Source organism: Candidatus Nesciobacter abundans (genome assembly GCF_008189525.1).
GTDB classification, from domain to species: Bacteria; Pseudomonadota; Alphaproteobacteria; order CAJXXZ01; family 1604HC; genus Nesciobacter; species Nesciobacter abundans.
Map to the genome: position 1 here is coordinate 93958 of NZ_CP043314.1, position 23117 is coordinate 117074.

The following is a 23117-nucleotide window of genomic DNA, read 5'->3' on the forward strand; positions in this document are numbered from 1 at the left end:
AATGGCTGCTAAATTTAAACAAGGGTCAAGAAATTTTGTTATTAGAAATAAATCCAAAAATAAAGGATCTGTTTTTGGTAACTTAAAAGACTTAAAAGCAAAAATTATTTTTACATTCTCTATATTATGTATTTATAGGTTTTTGACACACATACCTATACCAGGTGTTGATTTGTCTGCATTGCAAGCTTTGTACTCTAAGTACAGCTCTAAGATGCTAGATTCTATTGATTCCTTTTCTGGTGGGTCATTACAAAAAGCTTCTATAATGGCCTTAGGATTAGCTCCATATATATCTTCTAGTATAATCATGCAACTTCTGGGTTCCACATCAGAGTATCTGAAGTCCTTAAAGAAAGATTCAGATGGAAACTTGAAAATAAAACAATACACAAGATATTTGACTGTTGTTATATGCTCTATACAGTCTTATGGGCTTTCTTGGGGCTTGGAATACTTTAATGATAGCGTTAATTCTCTAGTGATATTGCCTGGAATTTTCTTTAAATTATCTACAGTTGCTTCATTCCTAGGTGGTACCATTTTAGTAATGTGGCTTGCAGAGCAAATTTCTTCAAAAGGATTAGGTAACGGATCTTCATGGATAATATTTGTAAATATATCAATATCTGGATTTGCTTATTTCCTAAGGTTGTTAAGTAGATTAAGTGATGGATCTTTGTCTTATATTCATTTTTTGGTTTTCGTTGCTATGATTTGTCTAATAGTTTTTGCTATAATATTTTTTGAGAAAACAGCAAGATTTATAAAAATTATTATACCTTCACAAAGAGGCTTGATGTCTAATATAGAATCTAGGAACAGAATACCAATAAAGCTTAATGTTTCAGGTGTATTGCCTCCTATGTTTGCAGAAATTTTTGTAGGATTCTTGGCTGCTTTAGGAAATATAAGCTGGAAATCTTTAGGAGTTCCTGAGATTTTAATTTCTTTTATATCTTCAGAGTTTTTTTATATTGTTCTGAAAATGTTTGCTATAGTTCTGTTTGCATTTGTGTATTCAACTGTGGCAATGAACCCGAAAACAATGTCTCAAGATTTAGCTTCCAGCGGAAGGTTTGTGCCAGGGCATAAAACAGGAGATCAGACAGAAAAGTTCTTTGAGAGAGTTATTTTCAGAGTTACAGCGTATGGTGCTTTATATCTTATATTTATAGCGTTTGTGCCAGATATTTTTATAAAGAAGCTTAATCCATGTTTATCAATAAGTGGTACAAGTTTTTTGATTCTGGCTGGAGTTTCTATGGAGTTTGCTGAGCAAGTTCAAGTGCATGGAATGTCTTACTTTATGAGCAAGATTGCGAGCATCAAAAAATGAAGAGAATTGCTTTTATAGGGCCTCCAGGATCTGGAAAAGGAACTCAGTCAGAGATAATTTCTGATCTTTTTGATATAAATGTTTTTTCAATTGGGTTGGCTCTAAGGAGAGAAATAGAAAAGAAAACAGATCTTGGTTTTAAGGCTCAAGAGTATATATCCAAAGGAGAGTTAGTCCCTATGGATATACTGAAATGCTTTTTTAAAGATTTTTTTAAGGAAAATGAAGAGTTTATAGTGGATGGATTGCCTAGAACAGTTGACCAAGCAAAGTTCTTACAGACTTTTTTCAAAAACAACATGCCTCTTGAAATGGTTATAGAATTTGTTGTTCCAGAAGAAAGTGTTGTTGGCAGGCTTTCAAAGAGAATAGTTTGTTCTAAGTGTGGATCTCTTATCAGCTGTGTTAATGAAAAAATATGCTCTGAATGTGGATCTGTTGAGTTTGAAAAGAGACAAGATGATCTTTCTGAGCAAGCTATAAGAAAAAGAATAAGCATTTTTGGGGAAGAAATAAAAGAAATAAGAGAGTTTTATAAAAAATCTGGAGTTTTTTACTCTTTTGATGCTAGTGGAGATGTTTTGGAAATAAAGTCTAGATTGATTGAATTGATCCAGAAAAATACTTAGTTTAGTTTGTTAATATTGATTTTTAGACACTTATATTTATAATTTGTCTTATTGGGGGTTTTTTAGTGAGAATAGCTGGAGAAAGTTTAAAAGAAAATAAAGCTATAGAATGTGCTTTAACCTATGTCTATGGAATAGGAAAGTATACCGCTTTCGTTATATGTGAAGAGCTTGGTATCTTAGGAAAGAAAGTTAAAGAGCTAGGTGACAAGCATATGGTTCAAATTCAAAGCTTAATTGAAGAGTTAGATATTCCTATAGGATCTGAGCTTCAAAAAAGAAAGAGGAATGCAATTATGCGTTTAGTTAATATGAGGTGCTACAGAGGAATAAGGCTTCAAAAGGGTCTTCCTGTTAGAGGGCAAAGAACTCATTCTAATGCAAAAACTGCTTCTAGAGTAAGGGGGTATTAATTTTGTCAAAAAAGAAAAGAGTAGGTGTTAAGAAAAAGTCTGTACATAAATCTGGAAAAGTGTACATAAAAGCAACTTCTAATAATACTATTATGACATTGGTTTCAAATGAAACTAAGCAGGTTATAGCTTGGTGTTCTCCTGGTGTTGTTAATATAAAAGGATCTAGAAAATCAACCCCTTATGCTGCTCAAACTGCAGCAAACAAGCTTTCAGAAAAAATGCATGAATTTGGTATGGTTGAAGTTGATATAGTTTTAGTTGGATTAGGTAGTGGAAGAGATTCTGCAATGAAAGCTATTCAAGGTAATGGTTTTAGAATAAATAGCGTAGAAGACAGAACTTCTTTTCCTCATAACGGATGTAAGCTTCCTAGGAGGCCTCGTGTCTGAAGATAAGATTTTAAGCCCTGATTCTTTTAATAATGTAGAAGCTTTTGTGGATTCAGCTTCAGTTTGGGACTCTTCTATGAGTGCAGGAGGAAGTGATGATTCTATTCCTTTGGAGCAAGGTGAGCTTAGAGGTGTTTTTGAACACGGCCCACTAAAGCCAGGTTATTCAGTTACTCTTGGAAATCCTTTAAGAAGAGTTTTAATGTCTTCTATAGAAGGAGTAGCATTATGTGGAATAAAAATAAAAGACGTGCATACTGAGCTTTCTTCTAAAAAAGGAGCAAAGGAAGATGTTGCTGAGATTATAATCAATATGAAAAACATAGTGTTTAAAGCTGATATAGAGCTTTTTACATTTGACTTGATTGTTGAGAAATCTGGAAAAGTTTTTGCTAAAGATTTGGATCTTCCTAATGGCATAGAAATTCTTAATAAAGATGCATATCTTTTTACTTTGGATGACTCTGCTTCTTTGGAAATTAGTCTTGTTTTGAAAAAAGGTATTGGTTACTCCCAAGCAAATGACATAACTCTTCCAGATGAAAGTTACATAAAGCTAGATGCTGTGTTTAGTCCTATAAAAAGGGTTGTATTTAGCTCTGCTTCTACTATGGTTGGTCAAAACACTGAATATGAGATTCTGGTTGTTGAGATAGTAACAAATGGATTTGTTGAGCCAGGAAAAGCTTACAAGCAAGCAAGTGAAATTCTAGTTAATGAGTTTGGCAGAATGCATAAGGTTTTTGATGAAGTTAAAGAGACTGAAGAAGAATTAGAAGAAGTAAACGAAAGTTTATTTGATTTAATAAGCGCAGATCATTTTCCTTTAAGAGCTGTGAAAGTTATGCATGAATCAGGTATGACTTTTGTTGGTGACATAGTTGTGAAAAATAAAGAAGATTTGATGAAGATGGGTAAAGTAGGTTCTGTTACAATAAACAAAGTAATCAATGTTCTAGAAAGTAAGTATGGATTTTCTTTGGAAACCGAGATAGAAAATTGGGAATCTTTAAGAAACAAAAGAATTGAAGAAACAGAAGAAGAAGGTGGTGAGTAATGCGTCATAAGCAGAATAAAAGCAAGCTTAACATGAAAGGTGGTCATAGAAAAAGTCTTTTTATGAACCTATCTAAGTCTTTAATAAAAACTATTTCTGATGATAAGAAGATCAAAACAACTCTTGCTAAAGCTAAAGCTTTTAAACCTAAGGTCGAAAGAATGATTACCACAATGAAAGGTTTTGATTCAGATGAGAAAATAGCTTCTGTTAGAAGAGCTGTTAGTTTCTTTGGAGATAAGGAATTTGTTATGAAACATATATCTCTTGTTTCTGATAAATATAAAGATAGAAATGGTGGGTACACCAGGATTATCAAGCTTCCTAGGAGAAAATCTGATGGTTCTAAAATGTGTTTTGTGGAGCTTGTCTAGAAAATTTTAGAATTTCAATGTTCCACGTGGAACATTGAAGTAATTTTACTTATTTATTTGTAAGTTTTTTTCGTTTTTTTTGTTATCTAAATGTTTTAAATGTCTTTTGATATTATTGAGAGGCTATACTTTTCCTGTAAACTAAATTTATATAGATTTTTTATATTATGACTTATTGAGAACTAAATGATATATTGTTTATGATTTTTTCTATATCTATAATTTATTATATTAAGAGATATTTATGTTCATACATTGTTGAATTAAATGGAAAACACTGAATTTTTCTGGATCATTATAAAGAAAATATGATATTTTATTAGAAACTTGTAAATTTTTTAATAAAAAACTTATTCATTTAGATTATTGAATTATAAAGGGCTTAATTTTAGTATTTATTTTTTTTATATGGAGATATTTATGTTGCTAAAGATTAAGAGCAGATTTTTTAAAGAAACTACTATTTTCTATGATGATATTTTTAGTTTCCTTGCTTGTTTTTATAGATAAAAATCATAAAGTATTTTTGCTCTTTTATTAATGTTCCACGTGGAACATTAACTTTGTTTAAAGTCAGGCTTTAAATATGGTTCGTAAATATACAAAGGTTCTTTCAATTTTAAAGCTTTGATTAGTATTGTGTATCCTATATTTTCTATTACGTTTGTTTTGAAAGTATCATTTTTATCCATAGAGTTGTATGTAATATCTTTATTCAACTCTTCATTCTTTTTTACTTGCCAGTTTTCAAAGTAATGCAATATAGTGGCTTTATTTAGTTTGATTATAATTGGACTTGGGATTATTTCATCTACAGAAACATTGTTACAAATAATATTCGGATGGCTTGTTTTTATAGCCATTACAGTTGCAAATGCTATTCTTATACTAGAGAATGAGCCTGGACCTCTTAAAAAAGAAATTCTATTTATTTCACTTAATGTTATTTTTTCTTCTTGCAATGCATTTGATATTTCTTGTACAAGATTTGTTCTTGCGTTGCTGATTTTTTTAGAATATTTCTTTGTATGGTTTAAAAAGATTTCTATCACAAAATCTTTATTTATATAAAATAGAACTATAGAGTACATCAATTGGATTTTATTATATTTTGAATACTTAGACTACCTATATTTTTTTTGACAAGTTAATATTGTTCTATGTACAGAAATAAACTAAAAGAAATAGAAAATAAATCTACAGACTTTTGGAATAAATTACAAATAAATAAATCTGAAATCTCTAACAAAGAGCCTTATGTTATATTGGATTTTTTTCCTTATCCAAGTGGTTTCGGTTTACATGTGGGTCACACTTTGGGCTACATAAGTACAGATGTGAAAGCAAGATTTGAAAGAATGAATGATAAAAATGTACTATATGCAATGGGATTTGATTCTTTTGGATTGCCAGCTGAGCAATATGCTATACAAACTAATCAACACCCAGAAATAACTACACAGCAGAATATAAGTAATATGAAAAAGCAGCTAAAGGCTTTGGCTTTGAGTCATGATGAGTCAAGAACTTTTAACACATCCGATTCTGATTATTATAAATGGACTCAATGGATGTTCCTAAAAATGTATGATAGTTTTTTTGATAATATAGAAGGAAAAGCTAAGCCTATTTCTGATTTAGTAGAAATGTTAGATTCTGGAAAATTTACAGTAGAAAATGGAAAATTATATAAAGCCTCAAATTCTGTTAAGTCTATAAACAAAGATAAAGAGGAGATAATTTCTTCTATGAGACTGGCTTTCTTAGAGGAAGTAGAAGTGAATTGGTGCCCTAAGCTAGGAACCGTACTTTCTAATGAAGAAGTTAAGAATGGCTTAAGTGAGAGAGGTAATTATCCTGTAGAAAAAAGACCTATGAAGCAGTGGATGATTAGAATTACTTCCTATGCTGAGAGACTTAATAAGCAGTTGGATATTTTAGATTGGCCGCAAAATATTGTTTCTATGCAGAAAAATTGGATTGGAGAACAAGAAGGAACAGAGATAGTTTTTTCTACTAAAAAAGGTGATATAAAAATATTCACGACAAAGCCTCAAACTTTGTATGGAGTTACTTTTTTGGCAATCTCTTCTAAGCATCCAGTTCTAGGTGGAATGAAAGTTGATGAAAACAAATTCACAAACATATATGCAAAGCATCCAATAACAAATGAAGAGATTCCTATTTGGACTGCAGATTATGTGTATTCAGATTATGGAACTGGAGCTGTTATGGCTGTCCCAGCTCATGATCAAAGGGATTTCGAATTTGCAAAAGAGAATGATATAAAAATAAAATCCGTTTTAAAGCCTGATTACAAATGGTTAGAGGAAAATTACTTAGGAAGCGTAAAGCAATCTGAGATTATGCTTGAGTGGGAAAATAATCCTGATAAATTTTCTTCTGCATTCGAGGGGCGAGGAAATTTGATAGATATTGAACAGTTTGATGTAAATGAATTTTTATCTATAAATAAAGAAAAAAATAAGGTTTTAGAGCATTTGCTTGATAAAGGTTTTGCTAAACAGGTAAAAATGTTCAAGCTCAGGGATTGGCTTTTTAGTAGACAAAGATATTGGGGAGAGCCATTTCCTATTGTTTATGATTCCAGTGGCAAAGTTTTTCCTATTTGTGAAGAAGAATTACCTGTTGAGCTTCCTAAACAACATGATTTCTCCCCTAGAGAAGGAAATGACCCAGAGGCACCTTTAGGTAGATCAGCAGATTGGAAAAGTGTTAAAGGTTCTATTGTAAATGGCAAGTTCACTTCTAAAGTAGGAAATGAAGAGTTTACAAGAGAAATTAATACCATGCCAAATTGGGCTGGGTCATGTTGGTATTATTTAAGATATATGGATCCTACGAATAAAATGGAATTTATCTCTAAAGAAGCAATGGAATATTGGTCTTCTTCAAAGGTTGGAGCTATAGATATGTATGTTGGAGGAGCAGAGCATGCAGTGTTGCATTTATTGTATGCTAGATTTTGGCACATGTTTTTGTTTGATTTAGGGTATGTAAAAAACAAAGAACCTTTTGATAAATTACTTAACCCTGGCATGATCACAGCAGATGCGTATAAAAATGGTAATGATGTTTATATTGATATTAATGATGTTGAAATAAGAAATAAGAAAGCATATCAGATCAGTACTGGAGAATTATTGGTGATAGAGCCTGGAAAAATGGGCAAAAGGTACAAAAATGGAATTGATCCTCAAGATATGTGTGATAAATACGGTATAGATGTTTTTAGGCTTCATGTTATGTACATGGCTCCAATTACTCAAACTAGAAATTGGAACTCTGACAATATAATTGGAATGGAGAGATTTTTGTCTAAAGTGTATTCTAAAATATCTTCTATAAAATTACTTGATACAGATTCTGACGAAAATCTTATACACAAAACTATAAAATTTGTGACAAAAGAGATGGAAGAATTCAGATTTAATACTGCTATTGCAACGTTAATAAAATTTGTAAACGATTCTGATAGTATTTCTCTATCTACTGGTTTAAGTTTTTTGAAAATGCTATTTCCATTTGCGCCTCATTTATCAGAATATTTATATCAGTTGCATAGAAATAATCTAAGTATCTTTGATGAGGTTCCTGATCAGCACAAAGAAGGATTAGATTCAGATTTGATTGACGAAATAAAAAACAAATCAATATGTATGTCTAAATGGCCAGAATACGACGATTCTAAAACTAAGAATCTATATATGGAAATGCCTATTACAATCAATGGTAGATTAAGAGATAAAATAAATGTTCCAGTTGATTTAGATGAATCTGAAATAGAGAAGCTTGTTATGGATAGAGAAAAAATTAAATCTTTTGTTGCTGGGAAGAATATAAGAAAAAGTATTGTGATTAAGAAGAAAGATCCTAAAGACCCAGATAGGTTGATTAGTATGATTTGTAATTTAGTTATATAAAAAACGACTTTAAAATATATATTCAATAAATATAGTTAAATAGTTATGGGTTGTTTGGATTTGCAAAACATAATTTTCTATATTATTTATTTATGAACCTTATTTTTTAGTTTTGTATTTACGAAATTATTATAACTTGACTCTTCTTTAATGATTTATATTTAAATTATTATCACTTACATAGATTTGTGTACAGATTTAGCTATTGTGAGTCCAAAAATTTTTTTAGCACCAGAGAGTTTCAGAATCCTAGCACACTCTTCCATAGTTGCTCCAGTTGTTATCATATCATCTATTATTAGTATATTTTTACCTTTTATTTCTTGTTTATGTATGCCATTTACTTCAAATGTATCTTTTATATTCTTCTGTCTTTGAAGTTGATTGTAATTGCTTTGACTTTGGGTGAATTTAGTTTTTAATATTCCAGTTTTAAGAAAAGTTTTGTTGGATATATCAGATACATGTTTTGCTATTAATGAAGTTTGATTGTACCCCCTCCAAACCATTTTCCAGAAATGAATTGGAACTGTTACTATTATGTCTGTCCTGTCTAATAACGGCTTTCCGCATGAAACTAGAATCTTTGCAAAGAATTTTGCCATATAAGTTGCGTTGTGATTTTTATATAACATGATTATTTTTTTACTAAAGCTATCGTACTTCATGGCTGATTTTATTTTATCTAAGTTGAATTCTTTATTTATGCAGCTTGCACATAATGCAAACTCTGATATTTCGTGTGGAAATGGATTAGAGCACCTTATGCAAGAGGGATTGTGTATGAATGTAATTTCTTTCCAGCAACTATTACATAATCCATCTTCCTGTACTTCATTAGAGCAAGAGTAACAATATTTTGGGTTTATTATATCCACTATACTCTTTAAGTTAATCATTTATCTCTTGCTTCTGTATTCTGTGATTTATTATTTGTTAAATTTTTAGCTGTATTATGATTTTCTTTTGTCAAAGAGTTATCATTAAGTAAATCTTGTTTGTTTTTATATGTATTTGAATCTAAGCTCTTGTTAGAATTCTGATATTTGTTATTTTTTAAATATGAGCTTATTTCATAAATTGTAGGAAAGAAATCTGTACTTAAGCTAAATCTACCAAAACAAATTCCATCAAACAAATCTACATAAGGCCATATATTTTCTTTGTTTAAAGATCCTCCATAACATACTTTTCCTTCTATATTTCTTTCTTTTAATAAGTTCTTTATTTGTTTGAAATCTTCTTCTAATTCATGAATTGGTGCTGCACTTGCTTTGCCTATGTAATGTTTTGGCTCCAAAATTACAGTTAGTTTATTTATTTGTTTATCACTTAATGATTTGATAAAACTCTTATTTTCTATTAATTTATACAACTCTAAATGATTTTCTACAAATATGATTGGAATTAAGTTATTTGTAATAATATCTATAGCATGCTCTGATAAAGAATATTTTTCAGATCTAGTTTCTGAATGTCCACACAAGATATGTGTACATAGATCTTTTAGCATTGAGGATGATATATTACCAGTAGAATTCTTACCTACATAATTTGAATTTTGTGCAGATAGAAAAATATTTGAATCTTCTGCTGTTGGATTATTTTTCTGCTCAGAGTATGTATAGATTGATTTTTTATGATATGAAAAAACTTCATTTAGCATATTTAATGAAACAAAAGGCACAGCAAATATATTAGTTATATTGTCTATTTTATTTTGCTTTAAAAAAACATTTAGATCTTGTTCGAAGTTGGGTCTTAAAAACCCTTTCCAGTTTGATATAACAAAAAACACTAAGTGTATTTTATATAAATATGAACATAATTACAATTTGAATTGTATGTTTGTAATATGTTTTTATAATCAGCAAAGTTAAATTAATTATGTAATTTTAAAATGAGCTTTTTTATTTCTTCTATATTTATTAAAGTTTCATATATTGATTATTTTTCGATTTTTGCTAGAATGATCATGTGCTCCTATCGTCTAGAGGCCTAGGACGCCACCCTTTCACGGTGGTAGCACGGGTTCGAATCCCGTTAGGAGTGCTTTTAATTTAAAATCTCATTTTTTGAATTTTCATTTTTTTTGCAATTTTAGTGATAGATTTATTTTGTGGAATTTTCTATTTCTCTGATTTTTCTAAGTTTTTCAAAATCTTCATCAGCATGATAAGAAGATCTAGTTAATGGAGAAGATGAAACTACTAAAAATCCCTTTTGTAAAGCAATGCTTTTATATTCTTTAAAAATTTCTTCAGATATATATTCTTTAACTACATGGTGTTTAGGGCTGGGTTGTAGATATTGACCTATAGTCATAAAATCTACATTTGCTGCACGAAGATCATCCATTAACTGTATTACTTCTGACATAGTTTCACCCAAACCTAACATTATTCCTGATTTAGTAAATGTATTTGGATCTAATTTTTTGGCTTCATCAAGTAGTCTGAGTGAATTATAGTAATTAGCTCCGATTCTTACTGTTGGATAAAGGCTAGGTACAGTTTCTAAGTTGTGATTAAAAACATCTGGTTTAGCTTGCATTACAATTTCTAAGGCACCTTTTTTTCTTAAAAAATCTGGCACAAGAATTTCTACAGTAGTTTCTGGGTTCTTTGCTCTAATAGCATGTATTATTTTCTTGTAGTGATTTGCACCACCATCTGGCAAATCATCTCTTGTTACTGAAGTTACAACTATATGTTTTAGTTTCATATTGAAAACTGTATTTGCTATATTTTCAGGCTCTTCAGGGTCTAATTTTAGAGGTCTTCCGGTTGCGATATTGCAAAAAGCACAAGCTCTTGTACATACATTTCCCATTGCTAGTATTGCAGCATGTTTTTTAGACCAACATTCAAGTATGTTAGGACAAGCAGCTTCTTCGCATACTGTGTGCAGTTTTTTAGTACGCAGCATTTCTTGAAGTTCAGCGCTCATTTGAGTAATTTTGATTCTAGGTTTATATCTTTTACTTAATTGATTATCTTGATTTGATTTAGTTTCTTCATTTGGATCTGTTATTTTTATATGAGAAATCACTGGAGAATTTTACCATGGAAAAAGTTTGTTCATAAGTGCATATTGATTTAAAATATATAGTAAGTTTCTATAGGCTATATTATAAAATATTATTATAACTTATTAGTTTGTATGATTACTTTGAATTTATTTTTCTATAAATTAATAATCTAGATCCTTCAGGTATATTGTCAGATTTCGCTAAGCTTTTTTGCCCCGCTCCCTTATTAGCTTTTTCATTTACTGCTGTTTTCCTAGATTCATTATTAGTTTTTCCATTAGAAAATTGTGTTCTAGGCATTAAAGTAGGAATTTTTTGGCTGTCTTTTTGAGATGTTTTGTGCTTTTTTTTAGGTATATTTTTTATATCAAGTGCTTTAGGAGCAAGTCTTGGTTGTGTTGGTGTTTGAATCTGTGAATTCTCTGCAGACTTTCTAATTTCTAAATCTTTTTTAACGCTATCAAGTATTTTTATTAGAGTTTTATTATCAGGATGTATGCATTCTTTGCGATTTTCATATATATCTATCTTAATAGGTTTTGTTTTTCTGTCACAAAATAGTCCATATGCAACAAGGTGATAAGTATCAAGAAGATCTGGGAAGATTATCTCTTGTGGTAAGAGGTGTGGTACATATATTGATGCCATAACTTCATCAGGAATATTTGTATATTCTGTGTATAGTTCGCGTACTTCAGAGTAGTTTATATTTTGTGTTGAATAAACTGGCATATAAAATGAAAAAGCTAAGAATAGAAAGCTTAATGATTTTCTTGAATTTCGGATATATTTTAAGATCTGATTTTGAGCAAACGTAATATTAAATAATATTTTCATTTCAAGATGATAAAGATTTACTTCAATTTTGGCAATAGTGATTGTGAATAAAGCTTTAATAAAAGTAGGGATGCGCTATATTTCTAAATATTGATTGTTAGCTTTTAATATTAATTCTCTTTTAGTGAGATAATTACAAATCTTTGAGCTAAATAGGCTAATTTTGAATAATGTATATTATCTTCTTGTAGGCACATTTTTTCATAGTGTGTTTTTATTTTTCCATCTTGTCTTTCAAAAACCATTGTATAATTCTCTGTTTTTCCTGATATTAATACATTTCTACTTTCACCGGATTTATGGATAACTATAATTCTAGCCTGCTCTTGATCATTGCATAGAATTCTGAATATTGAAAATTTTTTCATGTACAAAGCACCTTCTGGCCCTAATATATTTAATGCATATATTAATTTTTCTCTTAATTCTTTTGTCGTGCCATTAAGTGCTTCTATTTCTGTGCCATTAACTGTTCTTATTTTTACTAGATTAGCAATCCTATCTTTCATTGACTCTATTTCCAGATCTTTTTTTTCATTACTTTTTTGGGAAAGTCTAAGCGATTCTTCGGAGCTTTTGTGCTGCTTTTCTAGAATATCTATTTGTAATTTAAGCTGTTTTGAGGATAATGCAGAGCACTCTTTTTCTGATTTCGTTAGATCTTCTTGTGTTTTGTTTAGCTCTGTTAAGCGTATTTTATCTTTTTCATAAGATTGGTTAAGTTTAGTTAATTCTTCGATTTGCTTCTTACTTAATTCTATAGATAAGTCTTTTTGTTCATTTCTTAGTTTAGAAACTTCAAGAGCTTTTTCCAGAGCTTCATATCTTAGTTTTAGTTCCTTAGTTTTTCCAATACTTGATATTTCTAGTACTTTTAGTTTTTGCTCAGCAATTTCTAGCTTTTTTTCTAATACAGTTTTCTCACTTTTAAGATTAATATTTTCAAGACTTAATTTGTGTTTTTCATTAACGAGATTCTGCTGTTCGCTTAAAAGACTTAAGTTTTGCGTAGATAATTTGACTTGTTGTTTTGCAAGTGACATACCTTGCTCTGTAAGATTTCCATTTTGTATTACAAGATCTCTATTTTTCTTTGCTAGTTCTAAATCTGCACTTACTTGTTCTATTTTTCTTCGTAAGTCTTGTTGTGATGTTGCGAAGGTTAAGTTTGTAGATTCAGAGGCTAAATCCCAGTTAGCAAAATTTATTCCATTTAAATTTATTGCTTCTCCTTCCTCTCCATCTCTTACACTTGGATCTGCTAATTCTAGTTGTGCTAAATTTTCTGCATTCAATCTCTGAGTTTGTGTTTCATTTTCACTCGATGTTGTGCTATCAATATTTGTTTGATTATCATTTTTTAGAAACATATCTTCTAGAATATCTTCTATACAAATTGGGGTTGCAGAGCCTGGGTTTGATTCTGATAAACTGTTCCCACCCTTTATATAAAATCCATTATATAACATTAGAATAGAAATGATTTTCTTAAAAATATTCATTTTTCATCTCCTTTTAAATCGAAGTTTAGTAAATATACATCATTTTAAGTTAGATAGGATAGTTAAATAACACTGATGTTTTGTTCGACAGTATGTGAAAATATGTATACAGCAGACCTGGAGGGGGTGATAAGTGTACAAGATATCTTATTTGAATTTACAAGAACGAGTAATTAATCCCAATCCATGCCCTGTAATCTCTTTGTAATTCTTAATAAACTCTTCAAAAATTTCTTTAGATTCTAGTTGTTGTGTGTTTTTCTTATCTTGTAATTTTTCAAATTTATTTCTTTTAGTTAATCCTGAGAACTTACGAATACATTCATCTATGAGAGATTCAAAGTACATAAGCCTTTCATTTCTACATTCATAAGTCTGCCATTTCATGGAATAGAGACTTTCTAGCAAAATGAACAGGCTTTTTCTATGTTTTTTATTTTCTGAGGAAAGTGATTTATATTGATTTGATAAGGATACATATCTATATATAAACCTTTTTATTAGGCCTTCAAGTTTTATTTCCATATATCTCATTCTCTCTGAATGACTTTCTGCTTCAGATTGTGTTTTTGTTTTATATGCTGAATACTCTGCCTCTTTTTGTTTGAGTTTTAGTGCATCTTGGAATGAATTAAATTTAAGCATTTTAATTTCTCTGTCATGATTCCTAGATAAACTCTGTAAAGTTTCATCATGCTCAGATGTTCTTTGGTTGTATCTTTCTGTAAGACTCTTTAATTCTATTTTTAGTTTTTCTACTTCAATTTCTCTGGATTTGTTTTGTTCAGTTAAGCTTTTGAGGTTTTGTTTCATTTCTTCAGTAGATAGGTCTTTTTGTTCATGTCTTTGTGAGGAAATATATAAAGCTTTTTCTAAAGAACTATATCCTTGCTTTAATTCTGTAGACTTTTCTTTGTTTGCTTCCTTTAGTTCCTCATATTGTCTTTTGAAAACTTCCAGCTGATTTTTCAAGGATGTATTTTCACTTTGTAATTTACAATTCTTGATATCTAGTTCACATACTTTGTTTTCAGAGTCCTGTAATTTAGAGAGAAGAGTATTATTTTCCTCTTGCTCTTTTATGATTTTTTGTAATTCTTGCTGTAATTCTGCGTACATAGGGTTTGTTGATGCTGACTCTAAGTCCCAATCTACTAAATCTAAATCTATTTCATCTAACATATTCATTCCACTCAGCTCATCTAAACCACATGAATTCAACTGTTTTAATTTCGCAGCAGTAAGCATTGGTGAGGTTTTTGTTGGTAGATCAGGAACTGGTGATGCTTCAGCAGCTTTCGATACTTTAGGAATTGATAGTTTTTCAAATTCATTTGTATCTGATAACTTTTCGAATTCACTTCCACCAAACATTGCATGCAACCCATTGCACAGCATTATCAAGGTAAATATATATATTGTTTTTTTCATGTTTTTGATCCTTTGCATTTTATATAAAGTTTTTTATGTGAAGGCGTTGATCAGGTTTCTTATTTGCAATAAAAGTAATTCCTGTATTAGCATTTAGAACTTCTTTTAGATAAAGCTGTTTTCCAACTATGTTATTTCCCATAGCTTCGTTTAATTTAATAGAAATAATCATTATAGAAAGGAGCTTATTCCATGCTGACTCTTTGTCTTTAGTGTCAAGTTTTAAGTCGAAAGCATCTATAAATTCAGTTGCTAGCTCTTTCTTTACTGAACAACTAGATTCTTTAAAAATACTTGCAACTTTATCCCCTACTAGAGCAGCATCTGGCCTTGAAGCTTCTTTTAGTATTGCTCTATAAAAAGATAACTGATCTAAAGCGCCATTTAAATCTTCATCTTTTCTGCGCATACTTCTATCACTATTTTTTATTTCAGATTCTAGTTTTGCATTTTCGACTTTGAATTCCAAAGCATTCTCTAGCTTGCTTTCTAGCGCATTTACTTTTTCTCTAAGTTTTTCAATTTCAGTGTCTTTAGATGACTCTGCTGATTTTAAATTTTGAACAACTTCTTTTAAGCTTGAAATTTCCATTGCTTGACTCAAAGATTTATTATGTGATTTTTCAGAATCTTCTTGTAAGTTTTTTATTGTACATTTTGCTTCTTCTAAAAGTTTATTGAGATGTAAAATTCTTTCTGTATTATGCTTTTCATTACACTCTTTTGATGTAGATTCTTTTACTAAACTTAATACTGCTTCTTGCTTTTCAGATTTTACAGACTCAAGCTCTAATTCCTTAGAATTTAAATTTTTCTCTAATTTCTCTAGACTAGATTCTGCTTTTTCTATTGCTACACCTGAACATTCTAATCTAGCTCTTTTATCAGCAAGTTCTTTTATAGCAAATGCAAGCTTTTCTTTTTCAGAAAGTAGTTCTTGGTTTGAAATTTCTTTTTCATTAAACCTTTTATCTTTTTCTTTTGATAATTCTGCGTAAGACTCTCTTTCTTTTTTAAGTGATTCGGATACCGTATCATTTAATGCTTTATTTGAGCTTCTTAGGTCTCGATTCATATCAGATAGATTTAAAACTGCTTGTTGTTGAGTTTCAAGAAGTTGTCTAGTCATTGTAAGTTTGCAGTGCATATTTTGTAATTTACATTTCGCAATTTGTGCGATTTCCATACAAATATGCTTATCTTTTTCAGTTTCTATTTTATCAAGCCAGGCATTTATATTTATATGCGCAGAACTCATCATAGTTCCTGTAGATGACACTGATACAGCGGTCATTGTTTCATATTTTTCAGAGCTAGACAGGTCACCTGATTCCATGCTATGGATTTCGCCTGGCATAGCATTTATCATATTACATAGTGCTAACAGAGTTATGTATTTCTTTACATTCATTTATTCTTACCTTTAATCAACCTAACAGCTTTAACAAAATTAAGTTTGTTAAAATTACAGCACAAAATAAACAAAAATAAAACGATTACTCATTTTCAATCTATAAAAAATCCGTTTTCAAGTTTCATTTTGCTAATGTTGATTAACTGATTCTGCAAGCATTTTCGTAATTAAGACTCTGCTTCATTTTATGTTTTGTGATGAAAACAATTTAACTGCAGAAGGATTTTCAGCCATCAATTGCTTAACTTTAAAAAGATTAAAACTGTTTATTAATTTGTCATAAGTTTTTGATTCTTTGATTAGTTTTAGAAAACTTTTAATGGTTTTTTCTTTATCATTATCTATCTTACTATCTAGTGATTTTTCTTTTAAATATTCCATAAATAAATCTATGGAAATGTTACTAAGATCAGATAGAGAAACTTTATATAATTCACAAGCTGTTTTATTAACATAAGCTTCAGAGTTTGCAATTTTTAGTTCAAATTTAAGCAGTTCGTCATTTTTTCTAGCTTCAGAACTTTGCTGATTATATTTTGATTCTAATATATTTAGTTCAGCTTGTAATGATTCAGCCTTAATTTCGTGCAGTTCTTTTAGAGAGGTTTGTTTTTCTAGTTTTTCTCTCATTTCTGCTATTGAAAGGTCTTTTGTTTCATGTCTTTTAGTTGAGGTAGAAAGAGACCTTTCCAAGCTGTTATATCTTTCTTTTAGCTCCCTAGTTTTTACACTATTTTCTTCTTCCAGATACTTAACTTTCTCTTGAGCATTTTTTAGTTTTATATGTAATAAATCATTCTCAGTTTTTAGATCAGTATTTTCCATATTTAATTTATGATTTTCATTTTCAAGCTTTTGTAACTTAGATAAATCATTTACATTTTGTGCTAATAGATCTGAGCTTTCTTTTTGGTGATTTAATGCATTTTGTAAATCTTTTTGTAATGCATCAGAGGTAAGGTTTGTAGAAGTAGAGTCTAAATCCCAGTTTCTGGTTAATTCAAACAACTCATTATGCAGCTTAGATAAATTTTGGGCAGTAAGCTCAGATTTCATTTGTACAGATGCCAAGGAATTAGGTGAACTGCTCATGCTTGGTATACTCCCATTCCCACTTGGCATTGCACTTAATGAGCTGCAGATAGAAATTAATGTGATGTATTTCCTGATTTTTCTCATTTATTTTTTAATTCCTAATTAATCCTGCAACTTGAGATAAATCTGCAGTGGTAAATTTCTCCCCAGGCTTTGCGTTTGCTTTAAACAGAATATCTTGTGAGCTGCCAAATATTTCTTTCAAAAATAGGATATGCCCAACTATATTTTCTCCTGTGCATTGATCTAAAGACTTACATACCAACATTAGAGTTACAGATCTATATATTGACTTATTAATCTCTCCCTTTTTATCAAGATTTAGATTAAAAGAACGTATGAACTTAGATGCAACACAATCTTTTTTAGAATAACTTGAGTTTTCATATATTTCTTTAACCTTTTGGAATGCATAACTTGGCTGTGAATTTTCAGCTGTTTCCAGTAATTTATCATATAGAGATACTTTTTCTTTTTTATTTGTTAATTTCTTTTGTATTTCCAATAATCTAGATTTCAATGTTTTATTTTCTTCTTTTAGTGCAGGTGCAATGCTTGGTATTTTTGCAACCTCTGCTTCTAGCTTTGTGTTTTTTGCTTTATATTCATTTAATTCAGCTTTTAGCATATCTATTTCAGATTCCTGTGACATACATTTAGACTCAAGGCCAGATAATTTAGTAACTGTTTTTAGAATTGTTTCATCTGCAGATTCTTTATCTTTGGATAGGCTTGCTATTGTGCTATTTGCTTCTTCTAGTAATTTCTGAAGATAAGAGTTTTTCTCATTCATATTTCTTGTATTACATTCATTTGCTGTAGATTCTTTTGTGAGATCTAATTCCATTGAATGCTTTGCAGATTTTACAGCTTCAAGCTCAGATTCTTTAGAGTTTATACTTCTTTCTAATTTTTCTATATCAGACTCTGCTTTTGCTCTTGCTTCAGTTGAGTATTTCAGATTTGCATTTTTATCAGCAAGATCTTCTCTAGCATCTGCAAGTTTCTTTTTTTCTGCCATAAGATTCTCTTTGTCTATTAGTCTGCTGGTTTTTTCTTCTGATAATTCTGCAGCTCTTTTTCTCTCTTCTTCTTGAGCTTTAGATGCATTTTCTTGTGATTTAGCAGCCATATCAGCTAATTTAACAGTTGCTTCAGAATTTGCATTTATTGCTATTTGTTGGCCTGCAATAAATTGTTTTAATGATTCTATATATCTGTCTTTTTTGCCAAATCTTTTGTTTGAAAATTGAATTATTTCTGTGACAAGCTCTGTTTCTTCAGGATTGTTGCATCGTTCTAACCAGCATCTTATTCTTTTAGAAGAATAAAGTGCTTCCATAGATCTTTGTGAGATGCGGGACAAAGAAGACTTATGAGACAGTGCATCCCAATCCATCTGAGGTAATGCTATGCCTGTACGAGAAGAAGCAACAGATGTTCCGGATCTTCTACTGGACTTTGTTCGTTCTGTTAAGTTTGCTTGCTGCATTTGCATTTGCATTTGCATCTGTTGCATCTGCATTTGTAGTTGGGCGATATTATCCTGCACTGAAGATGAAACAGATCCACTTTTTACTGAACTACTAGATACAGATTTTACGCTTGATCTATTTGCATTAGGAGCTAAAACTAACTCTCTTGCATTTCCTAAACTTGCTGTAGGGGCTTCAGGTTCTACAGGTATTTCTGCACGATTGCCTACATCACTAGTCTCTGACATTGTGACAAAAGTGCTAGCTGTGCTATATGCTGCAGATCCAACTTTATGAGCAGTGGATGAAGCAACAGAAAGTATTGCTGATCCAGCTCTGCTTAGCTGTGACCTAGTTTGACTAGCTTGCGTTTCTGTATACAAATCTGTTGAAGTGCTTGATCTAGAGGATGTTGGTCCATTTTCAGGTACTTGCTCTATTTTCTCAGATTCAGATCTCAATTCGCATGAAGTGCTAGAGTCATGTTCTGACTGTATAGAGTTTGTCTCTATGTCTGCTTCTATAGATGCGTAAATACTACTGCATAATATAGAAAGAATTAAAAACTTCTTTTGCATGACTACATTTAACTTACAAAAAATATCATTTCAAGAATTTAAAACTAAAAAATAAAGTGTTAATCTTGGAATTGGCTGTTTTGTAAAATTTTACATATTTTTTAGCAAAATTTATAATATATTTATACTGAAATATCTTCTAAGCTATAGCTAGCTTTAGCTTCAGTTTTATAGCCTGAATGCATATTTTTTTGATCATATAGATAGGTAGCATAAGTCACCATAGCTGCATTATCGCTACAAAACTCAGGTTTTGGTACGAATATTTTTTTCCCATTTTTTTCTGCAAAATCACGTAATTTGTTCTTTATAAACATGTTAGAGGCGACACCTCCTACAAAAACCCAATTTTTTATTTTACAGTTTTCTGATGTGTTGTTTGAGTTATTTATTTCTTGTTCTTTGTTGTTATGAAATTTACTTCCCAATGCATTGCGTAGTCTCTCTATTAAAGATTCAGATATAGCATATTGAAGTGCATAACATAGATTCTGTTTGTACTTTTCTGACTTGTCGCTTGATTCCCATTTTCTTATTACAGCAGTTTTTAATCCTGAGAATGAAAAATTACAACTTTTATCATTTTTCAGGGGCACTGGAAGGTTGAAATTTGGATTCTTAAGGCTAAATGAATTTGGATTTTTGCTAAATTCGCTTTGCAAGGCTAGTTGCTCTATATGTTTGCCAGCTGGGTTCTTTAGTCCTATCTTTCTGCCAAATTTATCCAGTATTTCTCCCACAGCATCATCTAATGATGTTCCTAATACTGAATATTTTCCTAGATCAGTTGCTATAGCTAGCAGTGTATGCCCTCCAGATGCCAATATTACTCCATAAGGAAAGTCCAATCCTGTGAAGGAGATGCTTTCATTTTTAGAGAAGTTATTATCTGAGCCATTTTGTAAATTATTATTATTATTTAGAGTTTTTCCTGCTGATTGTTTGTTTGAATTTATATGTTCATTTTGTACATTTATTGAATTATAAGCATGCTTCCATTTCGCTACTAGCAAATGAGCTTCCAAGTGGTTCACAGAAACAAAAGGTATATTTAAGGACCAAGCTAAAGTTTTGGCAAAGGTTACTCCAACAGTAAGGCTTCCTAAAAGACCAGGCCCTACTGTAGCTCCTATGCAGTGTAGATCATTAGGTTTTATATTTGATTCTTTCAAACATTCTCTAACCATTCCTGGTAATTTAGTCATATGATCTCTTGATGCATATTCTGGTATTACTCCGCCAAAATCGGAGTAATCATGTGTTATGGTTTTATTGCATATGCATTTTTCATTGTTAAATATTGCTACTGTTGTATCATCACAGCTAGTTTCTATTCCTAAGTAGAATTTATTATACACACTAAATTCTATATCGTTTTGCATAATGAAACAATTTTCTCTTTTGTGAAAGTAATTTTAGGCAAATAATGCTTGCTAGATTTTTATTTTACTTTTTCTAGCTTTAGTCATCTGACTCTTCTTTTGTTTTAGGTTTATCTTCTACATATACTTCTAATTCTTGCATTAAGAGTATTCTTTCTGAAACTAAATGATCAATTTGACCGCTCAATTTAGCATTTGCTTTGTAGAGAGTTCTGCATGCGCGTTCTATCTTATTTCTTTCCAGCTTCAGAATATCTCTATCTTGCTCTATGTGCATTGCGCTTGTAATAATAGATGTGTTTCTTGCCTTTAATAGGCTTACTTCTTGTATTAATGTGTTTATCAAGCTCTGAGAAGTTTTGTTGATTTCAGCTGCAGAATCTGTCTGTGTAGATGAGTCAGATTTTTTAATTTCTTTTAGAGGAATATTTGACCTTGCAGTGTCAGAATCATATCTTGAAGAAAAAAACACTTTGTCATTTACAATGTAATTAACAATATAGTCTGAATCCTGCTCTTTGGGAGAATTTTGCAAAACATCTCCAGAGAAGCAACATAACAAACAAGATAGAAATTTCATTTATTTATTTTATAAAAGATTTATAAATGAAGTGTTAAGGTTATGTGAATGATCAAGATTTGGTCAGTGCTCAAACTTGATAAGTGTTAAGTAATTTGCTGGTATTGTTCCAGAAATTTTACTTGAAAGAAAAGGGGTTCAAGTTATGGATATCAAATCTCTCTTATCTATTTTGTATATATTTTGTTATATCAATCAATTCATGACTGCTCCTACAAGTCCTAATGTTACAGTGTTGAAAAAGCTTCCTATTGGATTTCCTAGCACGCTTGCTCTCTGGTCTAGATTAAAAGCTTTTCTACTTAAGTCCATCTCTTCAATTTTTAGTTTGTCAATCTGTTCATTTTTCTTTTCTAGCTGATTTTTCATTTTTTCTCCAAAAATCTCCATTTCTAACTTCATTCTTGTAATTGAATTTTCCTTATCTTTTCCTTCTAAAAGTAGTGTATCTCTTTCTTTTTTGATTTTTTCTAATAGGGAAGTTTCTTCTTCTTTTTTATCAGAAAAGTCATCATATTTTGTTTTGTACCTAGCTAAATCAATAGAAAGCTTTAGCTTATCATCTTGCAAGCTAGTGATTTGTAGAGCAAGTTTTTTAACATCATTTTCTAAATCTCTTATTCTACCTGAAAGGGAATTTTTTAAGTTTTCCATATTTACTTTGTGATCATCATTAAGCTCTTTTTTGTCGTTTTTATGCTCTTCTTTCAGATCTTTCATGTCTTCTCTGAATTCAGCTTTTCCTTCTTTCCTTGCATTGTTCATTTTCTCATACAGGCTGTCATACATGTCATACACTTTTTTTTGTGTCTCAAGTACCATTCTCTCTTTTTCCATTAAAGTGTATAATTGTTCTTTTAAGAAATGCTCTCCGACTAAAATTATTTCTTGGTTTTGCGATCTGTCTGAGCTTGTTCCTTGTGAAAATATTGTAACTTGTTGTGATGTTCGTGTAGGTTCAGCAGAGGTGATTTCGGGAGTTTTTGTTTCAGAAACACTCTCGATATCACTTAGCATACAATCACTTCTGGATTTAGTTTCATTATCTTTTGTATCTTTTTTAGAATCATAAGAATCATGCAATGCTTTTTCATCCTTAGACTGTGATTCTAATTTGGTAGATGATTTTGAGCTGTCTGCAGAATTAGAGCTTAAAGAATTGTGCTGAGAAGATTCTGTAGATGTATATGCTTCAGTAGATGTTTTGCTTGTTTTTTCTATAGTATCGGGGTTATTTTTTGATGATAAGCTTGTCAAATGAGTAGCTTGTTCATCCATTTTAGCCAGATTTTCTACTGATAAAACTGAAGCCAAAGGACCTTGCTTTTGATCTACTAATGTTTCTTTATAGGTCGCTGAGTTAATGCAAGAATTCTTGTCATTTTCCAGCGTGGATTTGATATTGTAGGATGCTACGAATATCAAAAAAATGATTTTCTTTCCGTCCATGCTTTCTTCTATACCTTTATTTTGCATTTGTAAATAGAGTTTAAGTAAAGTTTACAATAATTTCTTTATAATATCTTTTGACTTTACTTTCTGTAAATAAAGTGCTTTTATGTACTTATGTGGTTTTAAGTTGAGTGAAGTGCGCAGAGCGGCTATTTCTGGACAAATTCCATTGTTTAGTATGTTCTTTGATTG

At 30.5% G+C, this 23117-nt stretch carries 20 protein-coding genes and 1 tRNA gene; 8 read left to right on the forward strand and 13 right to left on the reverse strand.

Features of this window, described 5'->3' with window-relative positions; genetic code table 11:
- Position 1 precedes the first annotated feature (1 nt).
- The 6 genes from secY (at position 2) to rplQ (ending at position 4204) form a co-directional block, all read left to right on the forward strand.
- The gene (gene secY, locus FZC36_RS00505; RefSeq protein WP_148972043.1) at positions 2 to 1339 is read left to right on the forward strand and encodes a preprotein translocase subunit SecY; all 1338 of its coding nucleotides are present in this window, start codon (positions 2 to 4) and stop codon (positions 1337 to 1339) included.
- Positions 1336 to 1968, forward strand: coding sequence for an adenylate kinase family protein (locus tag FZC36_RS00510; RefSeq protein WP_148972044.1), 633 nt, complete (start codon positions 1336 to 1338; stop codon positions 1966 to 1968). Before secY ends, FZC36_RS00510 begins: the two co-directional genes overlap by 4 nt.
- A 65-nt stretch (positions 1969 to 2033) precedes the next feature.
- The gene (locus FZC36_RS00515; protein WP_222912613.1) at positions 2034 to 2381 is read left to right on the forward strand and encodes a ribosomal protein uS13; all 348 of its coding nucleotides are present in this window, start codon (positions 2034 to 2036) and stop codon (positions 2379 to 2381) included.
- A 2-nt stretch (positions 2382 to 2383) separates the two neighbouring features.
- Positions 2384 to 2773: a 30S ribosomal protein S11 gene (gene rpsK, locus FZC36_RS00520; RefSeq protein WP_148972046.1), complete on the forward strand. Its 390-nt coding sequence runs from the start codon at positions 2384 to 2386 to the stop codon at positions 2771 to 2773.
- Complete coding sequence (locus FZC36_RS00525; RefSeq protein ID WP_148972047.1) at positions 2766 to 3830, forward strand: DNA-directed RNA polymerase subunit alpha; 1065 nt, start codon at positions 2766 to 2768, stop codon at positions 3828 to 3830. Before rpsK ends, FZC36_RS00525 begins: the two co-directional genes overlap by 8 nt.
- 32 nt (positions 3831 to 3862) lie before the next feature.
- Entirely contained in the window at positions 3863 to 4204 is a 342-nt protein-coding gene (gene rplQ / locus FZC36_RS00530) for a 50S ribosomal protein L17 (protein WP_187440121.1), read from the forward strand.
- Between the two features lie 557 nt (positions 4205 to 4761).
- Here the strand turns inward: rplQ and FZC36_RS00535 are convergent.
- Entirely contained in the window at positions 4762 to 5295 is a 534-nt protein-coding gene (locus FZC36_RS00535) for a hypothetical protein (RefSeq protein ID WP_148972049.1), read from the reverse strand.
- A gap of 69 nt (positions 5296 to 5364) precedes the next feature.
- On the opposite strand from FZC36_RS00535, the gene FZC36_RS00540 reads away from it, so the two are divergent.
- Positions 5365 to 8148 carry a class I tRNA ligase family protein gene (locus tag FZC36_RS00540; RefSeq protein WP_148972050.1) on the forward strand — a complete coding sequence of 928 codons (2784 nt, stop codon included), beginning with the start codon at positions 5365 to 5367 and terminating at the stop codon, positions 8146 to 8148.
- Between the two features lie 176 nt (positions 8149 to 8324).
- On the opposite strand, the gene FZC36_RS00545 is transcribed toward FZC36_RS00540, so the two are convergent.
- A complete protein-coding gene (locus FZC36_RS00545; protein WP_148972051.1) occupies positions 8325 to 9047 on the reverse strand; it encodes a ComF family protein in 723 nt (240 codons plus the stop codon).
- Entirely contained in the window at positions 9044 to 9946 is a 903-nt protein-coding gene (locus FZC36_RS00550; RefSeq protein ID WP_187440122.1) for a triose-phosphate isomerase, read from the reverse strand. The genes FZC36_RS00545 and FZC36_RS00550 overlap by 4 nt, the downstream gene beginning before the upstream one ends.
- Before the next feature lie 181 nt (positions 9947 to 10127).
- On the opposite strand from FZC36_RS00550, the gene FZC36_RS00555 reads away from it, so the two are divergent.
- Positions 10128 to 10200 (forward strand) — tRNA-Glu (locus FZC36_RS00555).
- Between the two features lie 60 nt (positions 10201 to 10260).
- Here the strand turns inward: FZC36_RS00555 and lipA are convergent.
- From lipA to FZC36_RS00605, 10 genes are all read right to left on the reverse strand, one after another.
- On the reverse strand, positions 10261 to 11199 hold the full coding sequence (gene lipA / locus FZC36_RS00560; RefSeq protein ID WP_148972053.1) for a lipoyl synthase: 939 nt from the start codon (positions 11197 to 11199) through the stop codon (positions 10261 to 10263).
- 115 nt (positions 11200 to 11314) lie between these two features.
- A complete protein-coding gene (locus tag FZC36_RS00565) occupies positions 11315 to 12016 on the reverse strand; it encodes a hypothetical protein (protein ID WP_148972054.1) in 702 nt (233 codons plus the stop codon).
- Positions 12017 to 12126: 110 nt separating this feature from the next.
- On the reverse strand, positions 12127 to 13518 hold the full coding sequence (locus FZC36_RS00570) for a hypothetical protein (RefSeq protein WP_148972055.1): 1392 nt from the start codon (positions 13516 to 13518) through the stop codon (positions 12127 to 12129).
- A 147-nt stretch (positions 13519 to 13665) separates the two neighbouring features.
- Positions 13666 to 14949, reverse strand: a complete 1284-nt coding sequence (locus FZC36_RS00575; RefSeq protein ID WP_148972056.1) for a hypothetical protein — start codon at positions 14947 to 14949, stop codon at positions 13666 to 13668.
- Positions 14950 to 14968: 19 nt separating this feature from the next.
- On the reverse strand, positions 14969 to 16360 hold the full coding sequence (locus FZC36_RS00580; protein WP_148972057.1) for a coiled-coil domain-containing protein: 1392 nt from the start codon (positions 16358 to 16360) through the stop codon (positions 14969 to 14971).
- Positions 16361 to 16543: 183 nt separating this feature from the next.
- Positions 16544 to 17542, reverse strand: coding sequence for a hypothetical protein (locus tag FZC36_RS00585; RefSeq protein WP_148972058.1), 999 nt, complete (start codon positions 17540 to 17542; stop codon positions 16544 to 16546).
- A gap of 7 nt (positions 17543 to 17549) precedes the next feature.
- Positions 17550 to 19511, reverse strand: coding sequence for a coiled-coil domain-containing protein (locus tag FZC36_RS00590; protein WP_148972059.1), 1962 nt, complete (start codon positions 19509 to 19511; stop codon positions 17550 to 17552).
- Between the two features lie 122 nt (positions 19512 to 19633).
- Positions 19634 to 20893 carry a tRNA (adenosine(37)-N6)-threonylcarbamoyltransferase complex transferase subunit TsaD gene (locus FZC36_RS00595; protein ID WP_148972060.1) on the reverse strand — a complete coding sequence of 420 codons (1260 nt, stop codon included), beginning with the start codon at positions 20891 to 20893 and terminating at the stop codon, positions 19634 to 19636.
- A gap of 79 nt (positions 20894 to 20972) precedes the next feature.
- On the reverse strand, positions 20973 to 21473 hold the full coding sequence (locus FZC36_RS00600) for a hypothetical protein (RefSeq protein WP_148972061.1): 501 nt from the start codon (positions 21471 to 21473) through the stop codon (positions 20973 to 20975).
- 195 nt (positions 21474 to 21668) lie between these two features.
- The gene (locus FZC36_RS00605; protein WP_148972062.1) at positions 21669 to 22949 is read right to left on the reverse strand and encodes a hypothetical protein; all 1281 of its coding nucleotides are present in this window, start codon (positions 22947 to 22949) and stop codon (positions 21669 to 21671) included.
- Positions 22950 to 23117 lie beyond the last annotated feature (168 nt).